The 3,016-nt window shown below is 59.6% G+C and carries 6 protein-coding genes; 5 read left to right on the top strand and 1 reads right to left on the bottom strand.

Annotated features, from left to right (window positions below; genetic code table 11):
• The 5 genes from AC6FTP_RS26610 to AC6FTP_RS26590 form a co-directional block, all read left to right on the top strand.
• Positions 1-505: hypothetical protein (locus tag AC6FTP_RS26610; protein ID WP_497209924.1), on the top strand; the 505-nt coding region annotated here is incomplete at its 5' end.
• The gene (locus AC6FTP_RS26605; protein ID WP_497209923.1) at positions 498-674 is read left to right on the top strand and encodes a hypothetical protein; all 177 of its coding nucleotides are present in this window, start codon (positions 498-500) and stop codon (positions 672-674) included. The genes AC6FTP_RS26610 and AC6FTP_RS26605, both read left to right, overlap by 8 nt.
• A gap of 31 nt (positions 675-705) precedes the next feature.
• The gene (locus AC6FTP_RS26600) at positions 706-1,314 is read left to right on the top strand and encodes an ATP-binding protein (RefSeq protein ID WP_497209922.1); all 609 of its coding nucleotides are present in this window, start codon (positions 706-708) and stop codon (positions 1,312-1,314) included.
• Entirely contained in the window at positions 1,311-1,658 is a 348-nt protein-coding gene (locus tag AC6FTP_RS26595) for a DUF5983 family protein (protein WP_497209921.1), read from the top strand. The genes AC6FTP_RS26600 and AC6FTP_RS26595 overlap by 4 nt, the downstream gene beginning before the upstream one ends.
• Positions 1,659-1,682: 24 nt before the next feature.
• Positions 1,683-2,087, top strand: a complete 405-nt coding sequence (locus AC6FTP_RS26590; protein WP_497209920.1) for a DUF6908 domain-containing protein — start codon at positions 1,683-1,685, stop codon at positions 2,085-2,087.
• A gap of 105 nt (positions 2,088-2,192) precedes the next feature.
• On the opposite strand, the gene AC6FTP_RS26585 is transcribed toward AC6FTP_RS26590, so the two are convergent.
• The gene (locus tag AC6FTP_RS26585) at positions 2,193-2,951 is read right to left on the bottom strand and encodes a formylglycine-generating enzyme family protein (RefSeq protein ID WP_497209919.1); all 759 of its coding nucleotides are present in this window, start codon (positions 2,949-2,951) and stop codon (positions 2,193-2,195) included.
• Between the last annotated feature and the right edge of the window lie 65 nt (positions 2,952-3,016).

Genomic DNA, 3,016 nt, shown 5'->3' with positions numbered 1-3,016 from the left:
GCGTGAAGCCAGTGAACAGATGAAAGCCCTGATGGGGCTCAACTCGCTGACCGGGGTGGTGTATGCCATCACGGAAATCCCCGTTGAACTCATCCAGAGCATCGTCGATGCGCGGCTCGTCGAGGCCCTGCAACGCCTCAATGGTGGGCAAGCTCCGGCCACGGTGGAGCAGATGATCCGCCCCATTGCGAGTGCGGCAGTCAGAGAACAACTCGCCAACCTGCGCGAAGCCCGCATCACGCCGGATGATCCGCCGCCACCGCCGCAGCGCTTTGATGCGTTCACGCCTGCGGTGGACCAGATTATCGGCACGCCCACGTCCACGCCGCCGAAGCCGCGACGCAAGCTCACCAGCGTGACCACCAATGGCACGGTGGTGGATTGGAAAGCCGTGAAGCGGGTTTACCGCCGCACTGGTTCCATAAAGCAGGCAGCCGCGCAGTTTGAACTGTCGATCAACTCCGTGAAGGCGCGCATTCGCCGGGAGGGCTGGAGCCATGAGTGATCGACTCACCATCACCAAGTATGGCACGCGCTACTGGGCCGTGTGGTTCGACGGGGAGTTGCTGGCCGTCACGCTCTACAAGAAGGGCGCAAGGTCGGTGGCTTCCGCGATTACGACGCTCTCCACGACTCATGGGAAGGAGGTCCATCATGGCATCCAAGCCGCGTGAACGTGCTCTCAAACAAGCTCCGTCCTCACCGATGAACTGGCGACCACGCACGGCGGAGGATTTGATCGGCCAGGCCAAACGTGTGGCGCTGGCGCAGGCGGGCAAAGCCAAGCGCCTTGCCAGCGATCCATCCGCCACCATGAAGCTCCTGCTCTATGGCCCACCGGGTGTGGGCAAGACCAGCGTTGTCGAGTTTGTGGCGCTTCAGTTGGCCGGCAGTCCGCTCGCCATCGAAGACTACAACGGACGCGAGGTGACGGTGGGCCTCGTGCGCGAGTGGATGCGGCAGCTTGCCTATGGCAGCCTGTTCAGCGCGTGGTCGGTGAAGATCGTCAATGAGCTGGACCGCTGCTCACGGGAAGCGCAGGACTTGCTGCTGACCTACCTAGACCGATTGCCACCGGGACGGGCGTTCCTCGGCACGAGCAACCTGCAGCTCGATCTGCTCACCGAGCGGTTCCAGACAAGGTTCCAAGCCATCAAGCTGCTGCCTCCGACCACGGAGGAACTGGCCGCGTTCCTGAGCGCTCATTGGGCCGTGCCTTCCATCACCGCGAACCAAATCGCCGTGGGCAGCGGCGGCTGCGTGCGAGCCGCGCTCGCCGATCTCGAATCCTATCTCGACCACCAACCCTCATGAGCTTGTTCACCACCGCCCAAATCCCCATCCTTCACGACAGTCCAGGCCCATGGATTATGCATGTGCCTGTGGTGTCCACACGGCACATCCCACCAAGCGAGGCTGAGGCGTTGCTTCGTCTTCGTCCGCTGGAGTGTCGTGCACCGGATGATCCGCCCCTCTTGGCCCACCTCCTCGATGGCGTGGGTCATCTGTTCCTCATCGAAGATCTCGATGCCGATGAAATGACAACGTTCCCGCACCTGCGCGGCGTGCTCTTGGCCATCAAAGCCCGTGGCTACGCCTATGCGCGTCTCGACGCCGATGGCGAAACCTTTTCAGACCTGCCGCTCTTCGAGTGGTGACCACCAACCCCACACCAAACAACCATGCAAAACATCCAACGAATGATTGATCAACACGGCGGCTTCGAGGCCGTCCGCACTCGCTACCTCCGCCTCGAGAACCCGCCGTTCATGCGGCTGGTGATCGAGGTGATCGGTGGCCCCTATCCCAACGGCGCGTATGAACTCAGCATCGCGCATTACAGCGAACAGAACGGCGATGCCATGCGTGACCCCGAATTGACGTTCCTCGTGGTGCCTTCGGCAGAGAGCTCGACATGGACACCACTCACCTATGAAAACAGTTATCTCGGAGCCTACCAAGTCGTGGCAGAGGTGAGCCGCGAAGGCTTGATCAAGGTGAAGCACTCGCAAGCCATGAATGATCTGCGTGACTTCGCTAATCAGTGGGACCGCAATCTAAAGGAGCAGGGATTCCTTGAGGTGTGATGATAAAAATCAACCCGCTTCGCGGGACTGATCGCTCCGACATCGAAGCCTTCGTCTCTGGCTCGTCCCTCGTCGCCGACTCCAGTCTTCATGCCTGCGCTTTGCTTATCTGGATGGAACTAGGGCGGGGCGAAAGCCCAGGTCGCGACTCCGCAAGCCCGGGCCACTCCTGAGGCGGGAGGCTGCACGGCAGTTGGAGGCGTAGCTGAGCCAAGAGCCGCCACGAAACACACGGTAGTCGCCCGATGACAGCCCCGTCGGATCGATTCCACTTTTCAGCTTGTCATCACACCAGTCAGCGCACCATTCACACACATTGCCGTGCATGTCGTGCAGCCTCCATGAATTTGGCTTCTTTTGGCCGACTTCGTGCATTTGATTTCCACTGTTGCCGATATACCATCCCACCTCATCAAGACTGCTGCCAGAATAGGGCCCTTTTTCTCCAGCGCGGCAGGCGTATTCCCACTGCGCCTCTGTCGGCAGCCTATAGTGGTAGCCGCTTGGACGATTTTCGATGTCATTAAGTTTTGTGCAAAACTCCACAGCATCTCCCCAACTCACGTACTCTACCGGAAGATTTGGCCCTTTGGAGCGACTCGGGTTGCCAAACATCAGGGCTTCCCACTGCCCTTGAGTCACTGTTGTGCGAGCCATCCAAAAACCCTGGCTGATCTGCACCTGAACATGGTTTTCAGATTCGAACCGCTCTTCTTCATCCTCCGGGCTGCCCATTAAGAACACCCCAGGTGGACACCAGAGCATTTGCATGCCAAGGCTGTTCGTGATGCTGGCTGGCATCAAAGCTTGAGCAGCATCTGCCTCTGCCAGAATGCGATCAACCAGATCCAACTGCTGGTCCATGGTTAGCGGTGCGCCGAGTGCCCTCGGTCTAAGCTTGCCTTTTGGTTTCGACAACTATGCCGCTT

This window comes from Prosthecobacter sp. (assembly GCF_044378005.1).
In the GTDB taxonomy this organism is placed as follows: domain Bacteria; phylum Verrucomicrobiota; class Verrucomicrobiia; order Verrucomicrobiales; family Verrucomicrobiaceae; genus Prosthecobacter.
This window is presented reverse-complemented; position numbering and strand designations above follow the sequence as displayed.